Source organism: Mammaliicoccus sp. J-M41, from assembly GCF_022385935.1.
GTDB classification, from domain to species: domain Bacteria; phylum Bacillota; class Bacilli; order Staphylococcales; family Staphylococcaceae; genus Mammaliicoccus; species Mammaliicoccus sciuri_A.
In genome coordinates this window covers 1-18,388 of sequence record NZ_JAJNIR010000048.1, presented here as the reverse complement: position 1 = coordinate 18,388, position 18,388 = coordinate 1, and the positions used below count along the sequence as shown (strand labels likewise).

General features: G+C 33.2%; 13 protein-coding genes and 5 pseudogenes. 10 read left to right on the top strand and 8 right to left on the bottom strand.

Annotation, left to right across the window (positions count from 1 at the left end):
• Nucleotides 1-185: pseudogene (locus tag LQ686_RS13210) on the bottom strand (tRNA-dihydrouridine synthase); the annotation flags it as partial.
• 965 nt (nucleotides 186-1,150) lie between these two features.
• Between LQ686_RS13210 and LQ686_RS13205 the strand changes: the two are divergent.
• Nucleotides 1,151-1,294: pseudogene (locus tag LQ686_RS13205) on the top strand (IS3 family transposase); the annotation flags it as partial.
• 59 nt (nucleotides 1,295-1,353) lie between these two features.
• A complete protein-coding gene (locus LQ686_RS13200) occupies nucleotides 1,354-2,022 on the top strand; it encodes a histidine kinase (RefSeq protein ID WP_142397687.1) in 669 nt (222 codons plus the stop codon).
• A gap of 121 nt (nucleotides 2,023-2,143) precedes the next feature.
• On the opposite strand, the gene LQ686_RS13195 is transcribed toward LQ686_RS13200, so the two are convergent.
• Together LQ686_RS13195 and LQ686_RS13190 are read right to left on the bottom strand one after the other, a co-directional pair.
• Complete coding sequence (locus LQ686_RS13195; protein ID WP_025907174.1) at nucleotides 2,144-2,395, bottom strand: precorrin-2 dehydrogenase/sirohydrochlorin ferrochelatase family protein; 252 nt, start codon at nucleotides 2,393-2,395, stop codon at nucleotides 2,144-2,146.
• Nucleotides 2,370-3,116, bottom strand: a complete 747-nt coding sequence (locus tag LQ686_RS13190) for a sirohydrochlorin chelatase (RefSeq protein ID WP_107566068.1) — start codon at nucleotides 3,114-3,116, stop codon at nucleotides 2,370-2,372. The genes LQ686_RS13195 and LQ686_RS13190 overlap by 26 nt, the downstream gene beginning before the upstream one ends.
• A gap of 238 nt (nucleotides 3,117-3,354) precedes the next feature.
• Between LQ686_RS13190 and LQ686_RS14230 the strand changes: the two genes are divergently transcribed.
• From LQ686_RS14230 to ascB, 5 genes and pseudogenes are all read left to right on the top strand, one after another.
• Complete coding sequence (locus LQ686_RS14230; RefSeq protein WP_259341007.1) at nucleotides 3,355-3,735, top strand: hypothetical protein; 381 nt, start codon at nucleotides 3,355-3,357, stop codon at nucleotides 3,733-3,735.
• A gap of 8 nt (nucleotides 3,736-3,743) precedes the next feature.
• Nucleotides 3,744-4,784: pseudogene (locus tag LQ686_RS13185) on the top strand (YfcC family protein).
• 122 nt (nucleotides 4,785-4,906) lie between these two features.
• Nucleotides 4,907-5,752 (top strand): BglG family transcription antiterminator LicT, encoded by an 846-nt coding sequence (licT, locus tag LQ686_RS13180; RefSeq protein WP_025907170.1) that lies wholly within the window; start codon nucleotides 4,907-4,909, stop codon nucleotides 5,750-5,752.
• Between the two features lie 176 nt (nucleotides 5,753-5,928).
• Nucleotides 5,929-7,803: a PTS cellobiose/arbutin/salicin transporter subunit IIBC gene (gene ascF / locus LQ686_RS13175; protein WP_107572965.1), complete on the top strand. Its 1,875-nt coding sequence runs from the start codon at nucleotides 5,929-5,931 to the stop codon at nucleotides 7,801-7,803.
• Complete coding sequence (ascB, locus tag LQ686_RS13170; RefSeq protein WP_107572966.1) at nucleotides 7,800-9,218, top strand: 6-phospho-beta-glucosidase; 1,419 nt, start codon at nucleotides 7,800-7,802, stop codon at nucleotides 9,216-9,218. The genes ascF and ascB overlap by 4 nt, the downstream gene beginning before the upstream one ends.
• 213 nt (nucleotides 9,219-9,431) lie before the next feature.
• Here the strand turns inward: ascB and LQ686_RS13165 are convergent.
• Nucleotides 9,432-9,572, bottom strand: a pseudogene (locus LQ686_RS13165) (IS256 family transposase); the annotation flags it as partial.
• Between the two features lie 232 nt (nucleotides 9,573-9,804).
• Here LQ686_RS13165 and LQ686_RS13160 point away from each other — a divergent pair.
• Entirely contained in the window at nucleotides 9,805-11,019 is a 1,215-nt protein-coding gene (locus LQ686_RS13160) for a CynX/NimT family MFS transporter (RefSeq protein WP_025907163.1), read from the top strand.
• A gap of 77 nt (nucleotides 11,020-11,096) precedes the next feature.
• Here the strand turns inward: LQ686_RS13160 and LQ686_RS13155 are convergent, their stop codons facing one another.
• Together LQ686_RS13155 and LQ686_RS13150 are read right to left on the bottom strand one after the other, a co-directional pair.
• Nucleotides 11,097-12,323 carry a pyridoxal-phosphate-dependent aminotransferase family protein gene (locus LQ686_RS13155; protein ID WP_119475454.1) on the bottom strand — a complete coding sequence of 409 codons (1,227 nt, stop codon included), beginning with the start codon at nucleotides 12,321-12,323 and terminating at the stop codon, nucleotides 11,097-11,099.
• A gap of 183 nt (nucleotides 12,324-12,506) precedes the next feature.
• The gene (locus LQ686_RS13150) at nucleotides 12,507-13,505 is read right to left on the bottom strand and encodes a M23 family metallopeptidase (RefSeq protein ID WP_025907159.1); all 999 of its coding nucleotides are present in this window, start codon (nucleotides 13,503-13,505) and stop codon (nucleotides 12,507-12,509) included.
• A 413-nt stretch (nucleotides 13,506-13,918) separates the two neighbouring features.
• Between LQ686_RS13150 and LQ686_RS13145 the strand changes: the two genes are divergently transcribed.
• Nucleotides 13,919-14,857: a TDT family transporter gene (locus tag LQ686_RS13145; protein ID WP_025907157.1), complete on the top strand. Its 939-nt coding sequence runs from the start codon at nucleotides 13,919-13,921 to the stop codon at nucleotides 14,855-14,857.
• Between the two features lie 201 nt (nucleotides 14,858-15,058).
• Nucleotides 15,059-16,549 carry an MFS transporter gene (locus tag LQ686_RS13140; RefSeq protein WP_037560301.1) on the top strand — a complete coding sequence of 497 codons (1,491 nt, stop codon included), beginning with the start codon at nucleotides 15,059-15,061 and terminating at the stop codon, nucleotides 16,547-16,549.
• A 453-nt stretch (nucleotides 16,550-17,002) separates the two neighbouring features.
• Here LQ686_RS13140 and LQ686_RS13135 read toward each other — a convergent pair whose 3' ends face one another.
• Together LQ686_RS13135 and LQ686_RS13130 are read right to left on the bottom strand one after the other, a co-directional pair.
• The gene (locus tag LQ686_RS13135) at nucleotides 17,003-17,731 is read right to left on the bottom strand and encodes an NAD-dependent protein deacylase (RefSeq protein WP_025907153.1); all 729 of its coding nucleotides are present in this window, start codon (nucleotides 17,729-17,731) and stop codon (nucleotides 17,003-17,005) included.
• Nucleotides 17,732-17,755: 24 nt separating this feature from the next.
• Nucleotides 17,756-18,061 (bottom strand): annotated as a pseudogene (locus tag LQ686_RS13130) (M20/M25/M40 family metallo-hydrolase); the annotation flags it as partial.
• Nucleotides 18,062-18,388 lie beyond the last annotated feature (327 nt).

Here is an 18,388-nt window from a genome sequence, read left to right as displayed (position 1 = left end):
TCAACGACGTCTTCCATTTGGGCTTCGAATTCATCTAGTAATGCGCGTACTTCATCTGTTGTTTCTGTACTCATTAATTGATGTCTTAATTTGCTAGCGCCTCTCATGCTGCGGACGTAAATTTTGAAGAATCTACGTAAGCTTTTGAATTGTCTTGTTTCACTTGTCGCGTATTTATCGAATAATGATGTGGTTATCACATAACCAAACACCTTCTTATAGAAGAACAAAGGTTGCAAGTAATTTATGGTTTAAATGTAGTTAAGGTGTATATTTTTTGGTAACAAATATGTATAGTTATAACTTACTTTTACTTGGAGTGTATTTGCGTTTTAAGAAATAAACGTGATTATACATTTAGAAAAGTATATAAAATTAGAGTTTGTTCAAAATACTCCCTTAAAAAGGAAATACATCTTTTTGATAATTTTTTAAAGATATTTATAAGTTTTAAAAAGGAAATACATCTTTTTGATAATTTTTTAAAGATATTTATAAGTTTTAAAAAGGAAATACATCTTTTTGATAATTTTTTAAAAATATTTATAAGTTTTAAAAAGGAAATACAACTTTTTGATAATTTTTTAAAAATATTTATAAGTTTTAAAAAGGAAATACAACTTTTTGATAATTTTTTAAAAATATTTTGGATGATTGAACCTAAAAAGGTTCATAAGTTTGTGTTGTTATTTTTGGATTTTTTAGAAAAACGCTTGTTTTTGGTAATAAATAATTATAAAGAGTATTGGACCTTTTTGGGTTCAATACTCTTTGGTTTAAATTTGATGGTGTATTTGAATATAACCCTTTTGTTGAATTCAAATTTAACAGTAATTGGGAAGAATATTTAAATTATTTGTAGTATGTCAAGAGTATTAATGAAAAATTAGGTTAAATATTATAAGGAGTGATTGTTATGGCTTATGATTTAAAACCGTTTAGAAGACATTTTTTTAGTAATTTTCTTGATGAACAAGGTATAAAAACTGATATTAGTGAAAAAGATGATAGATATGAATTAAAAGCAGAGCTCTAGGCTTTTCAAAAGACCAATAGATATTTCATATGAAAATGGTAAGTTAATAATTTTCGGAGAAAATAATCAGGTAATGAAGAAAAAGATGATGAAGGTAAAGTGATTCAAAAAGAAAGATCTTATAGAAATGGTGAAACACATAGATTCAATCAACAAGTAGGAAAACAATATTCCTACGGAAAAGGTATCGAAGAGTTAAGTACTGTTGAAACACTTAAAATTGAGTTGAAACGTAAAGAAGTAGAGATGAGATTGATGAATTAGGTCTATCTATTAATTTGCTAATAGATAGACTCAGTTATAAAGAAATAGAATTATTGGAAAGAACTAAGGTAGAGCAAAATCATATAGATCAAATATCTCATGATATCAACACACCATTAACTGCATTAAGGTTAGAACTATTCCATCTTTCTCAGCAATATGGAATAGAGGATGAAAATATTGAAGTGTCTTATGAAAGAATAGACTATATTTCAAAACTGATTAAAAATATTTCAATAGATCAGAAAGAGAATATTCAATATTTTTATACATTTAATCGTGAAGTAGATGTTGTAAGCATTTGTAAGAAAATAATAGATAAATGGCAATACCTTATCCAGAGGCAAAATATGAACATAAAATTAGAAGGTGTTCAGAACCAATTAATTTGGTCAGGAGAAGAATTGTGGTTTGAGAGATTATTTGAAAATATTATTTCTAATATATATGAACATTCCAATGCCAAAAATATTAAAGTTACGATAAACCAAAATCAAGTGTCTTTTGTTGATGATGGAATAGGATTTAAAGTTGATAATTATCAAGATAGTAAAGGGTTAAATATCATTAAATATACCGCATTCACTCCTGCTAATATAGCGAATACGATAGACAAAGTTAAACTCTCTATTGGCATTGTAAAAATTATAGCGAATAGAAGAATAACATTTAAAACCGTTGCCATAGTAAAATCATTATTTGAACTGTTCTTTTTTTCATAATCGTTCCTCCTTATTTTTACTTATACCTGTTGTTTTAAAAATTTCTACCGTCTATTGATATCTATTCTCTATATGCTTCTTCTCAATAATATTGCCTTTCATGTCTTTTTTGACGATGTATTCACTTTTCGGGCTGGTTCGTTGCGATAATAATTAAGTCTGCATGGGCAATATGTTCTCGTTGATAGTCCACTTGTATAAGGCAAATATGTTTCGTTAGTTGAATCGTATCAAAGTGCTCATGAAATTCACGTGCGATAACATCAATTGAGCAAGGCTCTGATTTCAATTTAGAGAACTTTCTCCATGCAATTTTGCCGCCAGCAATAATGACGACATGTTTACCTTTAAGGTTCAGTTGAATTGGATACATCCGGTATCGCCTCACACTCAGCAATTCTAAAATGTACAATGTCTTTTAATAACGGATGAAAATTAATGGCAGTCGTATATGTGATAAGGTTCGGTAAACCGAGTGATTCTATTTGACGTTTCGACTTGTTTACAAGGAAACCATCATAGAAGAAAAATGGAATAATTAATAATTTACGATGCTTCTTAGCGATTTTCGGTAATGTTTCTTTAAAGCGAAGTTCACCATAGACCATACTTGGATAACATGGGTTTTGATCTGTTGATAGTTCGCGACAAATTCGTCTAAGTGCAACATCCGGTTCATCAAAGCGTGCATTACCGTGAGCAAGTACGACAATGCCAGTTTCATCATCAATGTCGTCTTTGTAAGCTTCAAGTTGAGAAGCAACCCAGTTTGTCATAATCGGGTGTGTGCCTAAAGGTTTACTTAATATAAACTGCACGTTCGGATTATTTTCTTGAAATGTTTCATATAAAGCTTCGATATCTTCGTAATAATGAGAAGCGGTAAACAATAATAACGGCACAAGATGAATACGTGAATATCCAGCATCAACCGTTTGTTGAATCACTTCATCTAATAAGATCTCTTCACTTTCTAAAAAGGCCACCTCATAATCAATCTCATCACTATTAAAAGTTTGATGAATAAAATTTAATAACGTTTCATTTAACTTTCCCTTTCTCATACCATGAACAACTAAAATCGTCTTTCGCATGACAATCCCTCCTACATCTTTATTCTAAAACAATATAACGAAAGTTTGTGAATTTTTTCTCAAAAGAAGAAAAATAGGGAATTCCCTATATAATAACGTGAAAAATAATTTGTGCATATGATTTTTTGTAATAACTGACAAAAATATTTTTTAAATTTTCTGATTTGTATAATTATAAATTTTCCTAAACGTGATAGCATAAAATTGTTTCTCAAAATAAGCAAAGGGGTCGTGCACATTGGTAAAGGAAAATGGTAAGGCAAAGAACGAAGATAGGTCGAACAAAAAGTTTAGTATGCCACATATATATATGATTTTATTTGTTTTCGGTGTGATTGCAACTATTTCTACATATTTAATTCCATCAGGCGAGTTTGATAGGGTTAAAGGGCCTGAGGGTAGAGAAATGGTAGATGCAGATTCATTCCATTACATAGATTCAGCACCAGTTGGTTTGGTTGATTTTATTTCGATTATACCACGAGGTTTAATTGAAGCAGGAGAAATTGTCTTCTTTACACTTATCATAGGTGGGATGTTTATGGTGTTAAGACGTACAGGTATTATTGAAATTGGTGTGGATAAACTTGCATGTCAGTTTATAAATAAAGTATTTTGATTATTCCAGTGTTAACAACAGTATTTGCGATTATTGCAACATTAATCGGTACAGCAGAGTTGTCACTCGTTTATATTCCGGTTATTATACCGCTTATTATTGCTTTAGGTTATGACTCTATAACCGCTACATCTATTGCATTGTGTGGTACTGTAGTCGGCTTCACGGTCGGTGTGTTAAACCCGATCAATACAGGACTAGCTCAAAAATTATCAGGTATTCCAACATTCTCAGGAATCGGATTACGTTTAGTTATTTTTGTGATTGTACTATTTGTAACGGTATTATTTATTATGAAATACGCTAAAAAAGTTAAAAAAGATCCTTCAATCAGTTTAGTTTATCATGATGATACTGAGTAGCGACATATGTACAAAGATATTACGAATCAAGAACCACTCGTTGCGACTAAACGACAAAAAATTGGTATTGGCGTCGTGCTCTTATTCTTTATCATTCTTGTATACGGGGTTATTACACAAGGATGGTTTATGGTAGAAATGTCAGGTCTTTTCATAGTTATGGGTATTGTAGTAGGTCTCGTAACTGGATTGAATACACGTGAAATTTGTGAGTCTTTTAATGATGGTTTCAAAGATGTATTAATGGGTGCCATTATTGTAGGGCTCGCACGTTCAATTGCTGTTGTACTTGAAGACGGTAAAATTATGGATAGTATCGTTCATGGATTAGGTTCTGTTATCGATGGAGCAACACCAACAGTAGCAGTAGTCGGTATGTATATCGTGCAAGTGCTTATTAATTTTATTATTTCTTCAGGAAGCGGACAAGCCTTAGTGATGATGCCGATTATGGCACCATTAGCGGATATGTTAGGTATAACAAGACAGACCGCAGTCTTAGCCTTCCAATTAGGAGACGGCTTTACACATGTCTTCTATCCGACAAGTGGATACTTTATGGCAGCATTAGCAATCGGAGGCGTATCATATACAAAATGGATCCGATTCTTCTTCCCACTCTTTATCGTATGGGGTGTCATTTCAATCATTTCATTAATCTTTGCACAGTTGATAGGTTGGTCGTAGGGAGAAAATTAATAAGTTGTAAAAGGAGATTCAAGTTTGAAAACTTGGGTCTCTTTTATTTATAGATTGATAATTATTATAACGGTGTGGCACAATGTATTTATTAATTAAAGGGGTGTCATATGAAGATAAATAGAGTCATCAATCATAATGTGATTAGTGTCACCCACAACAACCAGGAACGTGTTGTGATGGGGAAAGGGATAGGTTTTCAAAAGCAAGAAGGCGACATTGTGGAAGAATCAAAGATTGAAAAAATATTTGATTTAAGTAGCCAGGAAATTTCTGATCGCTTTAAAACGTTATTAATCGAAGTGCCGATTGAAGTGGTTCAAGCTGTTGAGAAAATTATCGAAGTATCGAAGGATAAATATCAAAAAGATCTCAGCGATACTATTTATGTTGCACTGACGGATCATATAAACTTTGCTATTGAGCGTCAAAAAGAGGGAATGGCTATTAAGAATGGATTGCTATGGGAAACGAAACGTTTTTATCCGACTGAGTATGAAATTGGTGTGCAAGCATTAGATTGGATTGCTGAAATTGTTGGTGTTCGTTTACCTGAAGATGAAGCGGGATTTATTGCAATTCATTTGTTAAATGCAGAACATAATAACTTAACAGACTATAATCAAGTAACAGAAATGGTGCAAAATATTTTAAGTTTAGTGAAATACCATTTTAGATTAGATTTCGATGAAGAAAGTTTAACTTATTATAGATTCGTGACACATTTAAAATTTCTTGCTCAACGTATTTTCTCAAGTAACCCACTTGATACGAATGAAATCGAACTTTATGAGATAGTAAAAGAGAAATATAAGAATGCATTTAAATGTGTAAAGAAAATTGAAGTATTTTTATTGAAAAAGTACCAGTATGAAATGACCCACGATGAAGCATTGTACTTAACGATTCATATACAGAGATTAATTTCCAGAAATGAAAGCGTTGACAATAAATAATTATGTGATATATTGATGTTACGAAAACAAAATAAACAATTAATTGTTTAGGATTGTTACTGTTCGGCAGGCGAGACCTAAATCATTAATAGGTGAATTTATCTAGGGATAAGTCTATCTATTTATGATTTGGGTCTCTTTTTTATTGTTCTAAACAAGATGGGAGAGATATAAAGATGACAAATGAACAAAGGATGGCTGATGAAATACTTAAACACATTGGCGGTAGTGATAATGTTAAAAATTTAACGCATTGTATGACAAGATTAAGATTTGTGTTGAAAGATGACAGTAAGGCTGATGATGATGCAATAAAAAATATTGATGGTGTTATGGGGTTACGTAAGCAAGGTGGACAATATCAAGTTATTGTAGGGAACAATGTATCACATACTTATACAGCATTGATGAAGAATGGCGTCAGTGGAGGCGCTAAAAGTAATGAGCCAGTTGAAAAGAAAAAGTTAACATTTAAACAGGTGGGTATCAATATTCTTGATGCTATTATCGGAACGATGTCACCATTAATTCCTGCTATTATTGGTGGTTCGATGATTAAATTATTGGCCATGTTATTAAGTATGACGGGTGTACTGTCAGAAAGCAGTTCAACGTATAATATTTTAAATACTATAGGAGATGCACCGTTCTTCTTCTTACCAATGCTTGTGGCAGTATCTGCAGCAAGGAAATTTAACAGTAACGTATTTTTAGCATTAGCAATTGCTGGTGTTATGGTACATCCAGTGTTTATGGAAATTATGGAAAAAGCAGCAGAAGGTAAAGAAGCAACTTTCGCATTTATTCCAGTTATGTCAGTGAAATATACTTATACGATTATTCCAGCAATCGTCATGACTTGGTTGCTGAAATATATTGAAGATTTTGCAGATCGTATTACACCAATTGTAATGAAGAACTTCTTGAAGCCAATGTTAATCTTATTAATTGCTGCACCAATAGCGATTATTATCGTAGGTCCTACAGGTATTTTGATTGGTACAGGTCTGTCTCAAATTGTCTTCTTTGTACATGATAAATTAGGCTTTTTAGCAGTAGCTATCGTAGGTGCCTTATGGCCATTATTAGTTATGACAGGTATGCACCGTGTATTCACACCAACGATTGTTCAAACAATTGCTGAAACAGGTAAAGAAGGTATGGTTATGCCATCCGAGATTGGTGCTAACTTATCATTAGGGGGCGTTTCATTAGCAGTAGCATTTAAAACGAAAAATAGAGAATTACGTCAAACGTCATTGGCAGCTGCATCATCAGCCATTATTGCAGGTATAACTGAACCAGCATTATATGGGGTTGCTATTCGATTAAAACGCCCAATGATTGCATCTGTAATTACAGGATTTGTTGCAGGTGCTGTAGCAGGGCTTGCAGGTTTAGCAAGTCATTCTATGGCAGCACCAGGTTTGTTTACGAGTGTACAATTTATTGAAAAAGATAATCCAATGAGTATAGTGTGGATTATTGTAGTCATGGTTCTATCGGTTGTTCTTTCATTTATCTTAACGTTAGTACTTGGATTTGAAGATATTCCAGAATCTGAAGATGAATTATTAGATTTAGGTTCTCAAGATCATCTAACAGTTGCAGCACCTGTTGAAGGACATATAAAACCAATTGAAAGTGTTGAAGATGACGTATTTAGTAGAGAAGTAATCGGGAAAAGCATGGCAATTGAACCAACAGGTAATAAAATTTATGCTCCAGTAACAGGTACGGTAACTTCTGTATTTCCAACAAAACATGCTATCGGTATAACAGGAGATAATGGTGTTGAAGTATTAGTACATGTAGGTATTGATACTGTGAAATTAAATGGAGAACCATTTACATCAACAATTGAACAAGGTGATCATGTAACTGTTGGCGATATTCTTGGTACATTTGATTTAACACAAATTATTGAATCAGGTTATGATCCGACAACGATTATTGTCGTTACAAATACAGATGAATATGAATCAATAACATCCTTTGATCACGCAGAGGTTAAAGCACAAACATCCATATTAGGAGTGGTTAAATCATGACAATAAAATATTTCCCGGAAAATTTTCTTTGGGGTGGCGCAATAGCAGCCAATCAAACAGAAGGCGCTTGGGATAAAGATGGTAGAGGAATCAGTAATATTGATTTAATTCCTCATGGTACGAAGAGACAAGATATAAAGTTAGGCTATAAAAAGAGTGAACTTGATCAGAATGAATATTATCCAAGTCATACTGGTATAGATTTTTATCATCATTATAAAGAGGATATCGCGTTACTTGCTGAAATGGGGTTGAAAGTATTTAGAACATCTATTTCTTGGAGTAGGATTTTCCCAAATGGCGATGAAGAAATGCCGAATCAGGCAGGTATAAATTATTACAAAGGTCTATTCAAGACATGTAAACAACATGGTATGGAATTACTCGTTACACTTGCGCATTTTGATATTCCAATGGGGATAGTTGAAAAATATAATGGGTGGAAAAATAGAGAAACGATCGATTTATATATTAAATTTGCAGAAACTTGCTTTAATAATTTTGGAGAATACGTCAATTATTGGATTCCATTCAATGAAATTAATGTAGTGTTACACAGTCCATTTTCAGGTGGCGGATTGTACTTTGATAATAGTGAAAATAGAGAAGAAATATTATATCAAGCTGCACATTATATGTTAGTAGCAAGTGCGAAAGCTGTTCGAAGTTGTCATCGTATTACGCCACACGCAAAAATTGGATGTATGATTGCTGGTGGTAGTTTCTATCCATACAGTTGTAATCCAGAAGATGTATGGCAGTCTATGAATGATGAAAGAACAAATACTTTCTTTGTAGATGTACAAGCGAAAGGTAAATATCCATACTATATGGATTCATTTTTTAAGGCTAAAGGGATTAACATTGAAATAGATGAGTCAGATAAAGAAATACTGAAAGAGACGGTGGATTTTGTAGCATTTAGTTATTATGCGTCTCGAACATCTATTGCGGATATATCAAGAGTTGAAAAAAACGAAGGAAATGTAATTGTATCAGCCAAAAATCCTTATCTTAAAATGAGCGATTGGGGATGGGTTATCGATCCGCTTGGTTTAAGGATAACGATGAATCAAATATATGAAAGATTTGAAAAGCCACTATTTGTTGTTGAAAACGGATTAGGTGCCAAAGATGAGATAGAAGCAGATGGTACAATTCAAGATGATTATAGAATTGATTATATGAAACAGCATATAGAAGCTATGTACGATGGTATTCAAGATGGCGTTCCATTGTTGGGGTATATAAGTTGGGGTATTATCGATTTAGTATCTGCTTCAACAGGAGAAATGAGTAAACGATATGGAATGATTTATGTGGATAAAGACGATGCAGGAAGTGGGACACTCGAACGTCGAAAGAAAAAGTCATTTGATTGGTATAAGCAAGTCATACAACAGAATGGAATATAAATAGAAAACGCTGGGACAAGAGAAATGTCCCAGCGTTTATCATATTGGAAAGAAGTATATAGAGGGTGAGTAGTTGTAGAGAGAGGGCGAATATTGCAAGTGGGGCGTGACAAGCAATGTTGAAGCCTTGAATGTTGCAAGAGTGGTCAAACAAGCAACATAGAGCCCATCTATTTATCAAGAGGCTTGGCTTTGTCAAATTAAGTGTGTAAGTTATTCAAGATACTTAATAACTCTATCTTTAATTTGATCATGTAAAAGAAGCTGGTTCATAACCATAGACCAGTTTGGAATGTAACCAGTGGACCATTTCTTTTGAAGTTCTTTCGTTCGAATAAAGAGTAATTTTGAGAGTGTAAAATAAACTTTATAAACCGAAGAAAAACCCATTCCCCTATGGCTAACGATCAAGTCGCTCAACATAGCAGCATTGCACTCAATCATATCTCTGATATACTATTAAAAAAGTCTGGGACAAAGTGTTGTTCCAGACTCTCATATTATATACACTTCAATATGAATGAACTATACTAATGTTGCGTTGATGGTTTTATAAGAAAAAATTTTAGAAATAAGGTGGTATAAGATGATTGAACCCTATAATACACATAGAATTCAAAAAAATTGGGGCATCATAATTGCGATTGTATTTATCGCATCTACGCTACGTGCACCATTAACATCAGTAGGTCCAGTAGTTGATGAAATTAAAGATGTTATGCAAATTAATAACAGTCTTGCTGGTTTTTTAACAACAATACCACTCATTATATTTGCAGTCGTTTCGCCATTAGTATCTAAAGTAACTAAACGTTTGACGATGTCTAATACAATTGTACTATCAACGATATTAGTAATTATTGCTTTGTACATACGTGTTGCAGGTGGTTTTAATTTATTTATTATTGGTACAGTTCTACTAGGTATTGCGATCGCATTTGGTAATGTTGTATTACCGAGTTATGTGAAATGGTATTTTCCATTACAAATTGGATTAGCAACAGGTATTTATAGTGGGACAATGAACTTTACTGCAGGATTAGGTGGAGGACTAAGTTTCCCAATGTCTCAATCTCCATTAGGGTTTAGACTGTCCCTTGCTTTTTGGATCGTGCTAGGGATTATCGCATTAATTTTATGGATTCCAAAAGCAAGTAAAGGCGCTAAACTAGAACGTCAAGATAAACTATCAGAAGCACAGAATCAACATACAAAATTGAACATTACGAAGTCTAAATTAGCATGGTTAGTAGCTTTAACAATGGGATTCCAATCAATGGTATTCTATACAGTTGTTGCTTGGGTGCCTTCTATATTAGTAGATAGAGGTCTAGATCCATCAACTGCAGGTTATTTACTCATGCTTAACCAATTTTCACAAGTGCCAATGACATTTACATTCCCGATTATTGCGTCTAAATTAAAAGACCAACGTATATTAGTTGTGATCATCACAATACTATTCTTAGTTGGATTTGGTTTATTCTTTACGCAATCATTAGTATTACTCGTAATCGGTATTATTATCGCAGGTTTAGGTATGGGTGCATGCTTTAGCTTATGTATGACATTCTTCTCTATACGTGCACGTACAAGTGACGGAAGTATCGCATTATCAGGATTCGGGCAATCTATTGGGTATTTAATAGCTGCCATTGGACCATTCTTTATTGGATATTTACACGATGCGACAGACAGTTGGATATCAGGCATCATCGCCTTAATCGTTATGTCTATTCTGTTCTTTATAGTAGGCTATCCAGCATCTAAAAATAGAGTCGTAGAAGATGAAACGATTTAAAAATCACAAAAAAGTCTGAGACAAAGTTACTGTCTCAGACTTTTTTGGATTGTAGCTAACTTATCATTCAAGAAATGCTAGATTTCATTTTGTTCATAATAGTCTAATAATGTCTTAATGGAGTCTGCGACATTAAGATGTTGCTGGCTGTCGTGTGATACTAAATATGTTGCGAAGATTGATAAGAATGTTAAGATGTTTTGTTTTTGAACACCGTAACCCATAATACCAATTCTCCATATTTGTCCTTGTAAATCTCCGAATGATCCGGCAATTTCTACGCCGTAGTTTTGTAATAAGCCGTTTCTAAAGGCATTATCATCGATGCCTTCTGGAATTTTAACGCAAATGACCATTTTCATCTCGTTAGATTCGTCACCGTAAATTTCTAATCCAAGTGCTTTTAGAGCTGTTTTTAAAGCTTCTTGGTGATAGCTATGTCTTTTGGCACGTGCTTCAATGCCCTCTGATAGTGCTAATTTTAATCCAGTATATAATGCATAAACAGATGTTGTAGATTCTGTGTGATGATTGAGGCGTTTAGGGCTCCAGTAGTCTTGTAACTGTGTTAAATCTAAGTAGTTGCTGCTAATGAAATGTTCTTTTTCGGTAGATTCATTAGAGCGAATACCTAATTCTACACGTTTGCGTTTATTAATTTCTTCGCTGAAACGCTCGTTAAACGTAATCGGTGTAATACCTGAAGGAATAGATAGACATTTTTGAGCGCCACCAACGACTGCGTCTAGTTCCCATTCATCTACAGGAATAACCATACCTTGATAAGTTGCGACAGCATCTACTACTGAAAAGATGCCTCTTTCTTTACAAGCACGTCCTAATTGATCGATAGGTTGCAATCTTCCTGTTGATGTTTCGCCATGTACAATCGCAAGAACTTTAGGTTTATATTCATCTAAAGCTTCAATAATTTCTGCTTGATCAAACACTTCGCCTATCGGTTTATGTATATTGTGGACGATTCCTCCTGCACGTGTTACGAGTTCAGTAAATAAATAACCAAATCGACCAATTACAGGTACGAGTACTTCATCACCAGGTTTTACGATATTTGATATAACGGCTTCTAAGCCAGCACGGCTAGTTCCATCAATTGGAAAAGCCCATTTATTTTTTGTTAAGAATGACTGACGAATTAATGACATTGTTTCATTCATGATATTAACAAATTCAAAATCGAATTGACCGAGTATAGAATTCGACATTGCTTGAGAAACACGTGGATCTACACTTACAGGTCCAGGTGTCATAATTAATCGTTTGTTCACTTTTAAAGTATCCACATTGCTAACCTCTTTTTCTATAAATTTAGTCATTATACATTATATCTTAGATTTTCATACAATTATTCGTCAAAAATGATGATTATTTTATTACTTTTTGTCAGAATATTACAAAAAATATGTGTAAAATAAGAGGCTGAAACAATATAGAATGTCTCAGCCTTTTTGACGTTATAGATTATATTATTGGTTATTGTTAATGTATGAATCTGGGTTGACTGAATATTCGTTACCAACGCCGCCTTTCATACGTTGGAAATGTAAATGAGGTGCAGTTGAGTTACCTGTACTACCAGACTCACCAATTTGTTGACCTGCAGTTACTGAATCACCTTTTTGAACATTTAATTTGTTCATGTGCATATACCATTGGTAATAATCACTATTTTTTTCTTTGATTGTTACTTGGTTACCACCACCGTAATTGCTCCAACCGCTTTGGATAACAGTTCCATCAGTTAGTGAATACACTGGTGTATTTTCTTTCATAGCATAATCGACACCATAGTGAGCACCGCCACCGTGATATTGACCATATTCTTGTAATTTAGTGTTCTTAGTTAACCAGTTTGAAGAAGCTTGTGCTTTACCTTCTGACTTTTGAGAGCTTGCACTTTCATTGTTATTTGCTTGCGTTGTTGTTGCTTCGTTGTCATTTAATTGTGCATCTTGTGATGTTGTATTATTTTGACTTTGGTTATAAGTTACATTGTTGTCTGAAGCTTGTGTATTTGAACTTGCATTAGTGTTATTAGTATTTTGTTTAGATGATACATCTGTTGAATCTACTTTATTATTTTGAATAGATGTCTTATTTGTTGATTTAGCGTTAGAATTTTCTACGTTGTAACCATGTTTTTGAATTGAATCGTGTGATTGACTTGGTGCATAACTTTGTCCACCTTTAACGAAATAATAATAGTGGTATGTACCGTTAGCATCGATTTCGTATGATTTATATTCATGGTTATCAAACATGGCCTGATTCCATTTACCGTCTAATGTATGATGATAATTCCCGTTATTATCAATTGTATAGTATGAACCATTTGCGTAACCTGTTGTACCTTGAATAGTTGATTGTGTTGCAACGTTTTGTTCTGCAGCATTTGCCTCATGATGAGCAACACCCATTGTAAGTAACCCTATAGTTGCGATAGAGCTTGTTAATAATTTCTTCATTATGTCTGAACCTTCCCTTTCCTATATGTCTGACATTAAATTATCATGACTTTTAATAAAAGAAAACAGTTGTAATTGTTTTGTTTGTTTAAGTTAATAACGTGTAATATTTGGATAATAGTATTACAGTTTTCGGAAAATTCATTTATAAGGAAGTCACTTTGTCCATGTTCTGATTGCTTCCATACTTTAAACCTTACCAAAAACATATTATTTATATAACGATGTATTTTATGATGAATAATATATCTAATTTCGTGATATCACAGTTCATGAAACGCAATTGAATGTCTTGCTTATGATGTCATGATCAAAGAAATGTGATTAAACAAAACGACAAACAATGGTATGATTTAAAGAATACGTATAGAAGCATAAACTTTAGAAAAATATAGAAAGAAAGGCTATTCAATATGTTTATAACAGCATTAAAAAGAACGCCAATCGCAATAAGCGGATTGGCAATAGGCATCATGGCATTGAGTAATGTATTTTATCATATTAATTTTAAGACGCTCGGCCTATGTAGCTTTATTATTTCCTGTGCAATCATTTTATTATTTATCATGAAATGGATCATTTATCCTAGTATGTTTCTGAAAGAACTCAAAAATATCCATACATTTGCAATATCACCAACATTTCCTATGACATTGATGATACTTGCATCCATTATAAAACAGGAATATACCGTACAATCTCAGTTGTTAAACGTGCTATGGTATGCAGCCATTTTATTACATATAAGTTTGATTATTATTTTTATAAGTCGCTATGCATTTAGAAATTTTAAATCATGGCCAAACACAAGTTGGTTTGTGATGTTTGTCGGAACAGGGGTTATAAGTGAAACATCAACAGCATTTAATGAAACACTCGGACATGTATCAACAATCTTTGGAACGGTATGCCTAGTGGTGATTTTAGCGTATGTACTAATCAGCAAGTCGTGGCAAACATATAACCAAGAACAATTTCCGATGGTGATTATTATGAGTGCACCAGCAGCACTTTGTTTAAATGGTTATATCTTAAACAATACAACTTATTCAAATGTATATGTTATCGTCTTATTAATACTTTCCCAAGTGTTGTTTATATTTACATTAATATTCTTACCGAAAATACTACAAAGAGGCTTCAAAGTATCCTTTTCAGCAATGACGTTCCCATGGGTAACAACAGCCGCATCACTTTATAATGTCACTCAGCATAGTCATGCAAGTAGTAGCACCATCACATTCGGAACAATACTTTCTGTAATTGAAATCACATTGGCAGCAATTATCGTATGCTACGTGTTATATCAATATGTCGTATTCCTAACAACAAAAGACGTAGAGTATAGTTAGGATGTAGAAATATGGACCGATAAAAAAGATTATCGGTCCATATTTGGTGTTTCTGTACCGATAAAAAATAATATCGGTCCATATTTGTTATTTCTGGACCGATAATTCGCTCGTAATCCAGTATATACTTGGTTAAAAAGTTTATGTTTGACTATATAGTAACTATACACCTTACCATTATTTGAGTAAGGAGGATTTATCATGAAATTTAATAAATGGTTCTCGTTGATATTGGTTTCTAGTGCGTTATTTTTGATTGTTATAGATATGACTGTTTTATATACTGCTTTACCTACGATAACGTATGAGTTGGAAGCGAGTGCTTTTCAAAAATTATGGATTGTAAATGCGTATCCGTTAGTTGTTGCAGGGCTCTTACCTGGTTTAGGTACGTTGGGTGATAAAGTAGGACATAAGAATATGTTTTTATCTGGTTTAGTAATCTTTACTTTAGCATCAGTTGTGGCAGCTTTTTCTCCAACATCTGGCACTTTAATTATGGCTAGAGTTATATTGGCTATTGGTGCAGCAACAATGATGCCATCAACACTTGCTATTATTAAACAAGTCTTTGATGACAAAAAAGATAGAGCACTTGCGCTAGGTATTTGGTCTTCTATTGCATCAGCAGGTGCTGGTTTAGGACCTTTAATAGGTGGTTTATTATTAACTAAATTTTGGTGGGGTTCAGTATTTCTAATTAATGTTCCTATTACGATACTTGTTATTATCGTTGCTTTTATACAAATTCCTAATATTAAAGGAAACAAAGATAAAAAATGGGATATCACAAGTTCAATTCTCATTATGATAGGACTTATAGGGACTGTCTACGCTATTAAAGAAGTCACAAAAGAAAATCCTTCAATTGTACTGATTATACTGACATTAGTGATTGGATTATGGTCGTTGAAACTATTCATTAGTCGACAAAAACGTCTATTAAATCCTTTAATTAGTTTAGATATATTTAAAAATAAATACTTTTTATCAGGTGTGATAGCTGCATTTACATCAGCATCCATATTAATTGGCTTTGAAATGATTTTATCTCAAAGATTACAGTTAATTTTAAATCTAACACCTTTAAAAGCAGGGTTAGTCTTAATGTCGATGGCAGCAGCTGCTTTTATAGGAGCAATTGTACAAGGAAGTATCTTAACACGATTTGATAGCATCAAAATACTTATTTACAATTTAATCATTTCATTAATCGGAATTGTAGGATTCACAGCATTTCTACACAATGATTTATGGATTCAAATACTGTTCCTTAGCATTGCAGGATTAGGGTTAGGCGGTGCAATGACTGTAGCATCAAATGCAATCATGACAAACGTTGATGACGATAAAGCAGGTATGGCAGCTTCAGTAGAAGAAGTGTCATATGAACTCGGAGGGTCAATAGGAATAGCCGCACTTGGTGGCGTATTTTCATTTACTTATACTTATTTAATGGAACGCTCCATGTCGATAACAGAAATACCAGCAAAAGCAAAAGGCAGTTTTGAAGAAACGATGATCGTAGCAGAAAATTCAAATGGATTATTAAAAAGTAAATTACTAGAATTAGGTACAAATGCATTTGATAATGCATATTTATTAATCCTAATCATAACAATCACAATCATTGCTGCAATTATCCTATTATTGTGGAGAATATTAGCAGAAACTGGTAAGAAAATAACATAAAAAAAAGACTACTTATTTCTCGGAAAATAGAGGGATAAGTAGTCTTTTTTTAGGTGTTGAAGGGATTGATACCATGCTATAATTAGTACATAAAAATTAACGTGCTTATTGATTGCCTATATGTTCACCGTGCCTTATTAGATCGTGGTGAAAGAAGGTGATTATATGGGCTTAGATGTAAGTATGCAACTAGAGATATATTTAACATTCTAGATTACTTACACGGTAATACTTCCTATTACCATTTATTTATTGCTTAAAAAAGACAATAAAAAATAGCCGTTTATGCTCGAACATAAACGACTAATGAAATATAGCATAGACTATACGCCTTAATTTTTACACTCAGTGACCCTTCCAAAGTTGCTGATTGTTTTTTAATACTTAAATAATACCATGAGTGTATTTTGTTATCAAGAATAAAAGAGGGAACTCGTTGTGATTTGGCCAAACTCACCCCAACAACCCCTGTACAACAGCTACCATGTCATCATGTATAACGATGTTTGCTGTAGTGTCATAAGGTGTTTCGTCTTTGTTTATAATGACGAGGTTTTGTCCTTCGAAGTTTGAGATGAGTCCTGCTGCGGGTTGCACGAGTAAGGATGACCCGAGTACTACGAGTGTGTCTGCTTCTCTTATTTTGTTTAATGCATTGAATATTGTTTCTTGATCTAGCATTTCACCGTATAATACGATGTCTGGTCTAATGGTATGACCACATGATTCGCAATGGTGTAAATGGTTATCGATAACATAAGATTTAGTATATGTTTTTTTGCATTTTGTACAATAAAATCGGTTTATAGTGCCGTGCAATTCATCTGTATTTAGACTGCCGGCATTACTATGAAGACCATCGATATTCTGTGTGATGACACCGAGTGAACGATGGTCTTTTTCGAGTTGGGCTATCCATTGATGTACGATATTAGGTTGTTTATCTGTGAAAAGTAAATATTGAAAGCAAAAGTCCATAAATCCTTTTGGGTCACTTTGTAAATAATCAGTACTTAATAAATATTCTGGGGAATAGCCATTCTCTGAGATTTGATCATATAATCCACCGAGTGAACGGAAGTCGGGTATACCACTAGCAACCGAAATACCTGCTCCCGTAAAAAATGTAATATTTTGAGATGAATCAATGATGTTTTTAAGTTGTTGAATTTGTGTATTCACGTTAATCACTCCGGTTATAATGAATTACTTTTCTAAGTATTTAGGGAAGAATTCTGTATATAAATCAATAAATTTAAGATATGCATCTTTGGATACATGTTCATCTACTTGATGCGCTTGGTCTACTGTACCAGGTCCATACATTATAAATGAGAAGTTCTCATCTTTAGAAACTAATAAATCAGATGCATCTGTAACACCTGGTGATGCTTCAGTTGGAAGTGTAGTGTTTAAATGTTTTTCGCCCATTTTTACAGCTAACTCGATTAATGAATTTTGGCCAGTTGTGTAAACGGGTGGTCTAGACATATACGTATCAATTTCAATATCATTAACAGATCGCATACTTACTATATCACCTAAAATGTCTACTTTCTCTTGATCAGTAAATATACTCATAATCAAAACTCCATTTCTATATAGTTTTTATCTCAATTACTATTATATAGTTGAAATCTTGTACTTTGAAATTAAACACATTGCGGAGATGGAGAGATGAGAGTGAAAGGCTGGATGCAATGCTTGAAAATGTTCAAAGTCGTGAGTTAAAGGAGCAGTAAACTCACGAGTGTACTGAACCCAAAAATCTAAACCTTAATTAGTATATTATTTCAAAGGTTTGTCTCCTGTAATTTTTGGGAGATAAGCCTTTTAATT